Source organism: Blastococcus sp. CCUG 61487 (genome assembly GCF_005222955.1).
Taxonomy (GTDB): Bacteria; Actinomycetota; Actinomycetes; order Mycobacteriales; family Geodermatophilaceae; genus Blastococcus.
The window spans coordinates 1-351 of record NZ_LWUA01000210.1 but is presented as its reverse complement, the minus strand read 5'-3'; the positions used below and the strand labels follow the sequence as shown (position 1 = coordinate 351).

At 61.8% G+C, this 351-nt stretch carries 1 pseudogene; it reads left to right on the top strand.

Annotated elements, in window-relative coordinates:
- Positions 1-36: 36 nt before the first annotated feature.
- A pseudogene (locus A6V29_RS21260) lies at positions 37-351 on the top strand (alpha/beta hydrolase); the annotation flags it as partial.

The window sequence follows — 351 nt, the reverse complement described above, 5'->3', positions numbered from 1 at the left end:
CAACATCCGAGGACACCGAGTAGAAGGTAGGAAATCGTGACCAGCCCCGTTGACCCGCTCCTGATGTCAGTCCTCGAGGCGAGCCCAGCGGTACAGCTCGATCGGCCCGAGGATTTGACCCTGGCACGTGAGTCCCGCCGCCACGCTGCCCCTAGCGATGCGCAGTTGCCCACGGTGGGTCGTGTGAAGGACACCTCGATTCCTGTCACCGATGCACCCCCTATTGCGGTGCGCATCTACTGGCCAGCGGGCTTTGAAAGCGCCGGAGAACTCCCACTTGTCCTCTACTATCACGGCGGCGGTTTCGCGTTGGGCAGTATCGATACTCACGACTGGGTGGCACGGTCGATA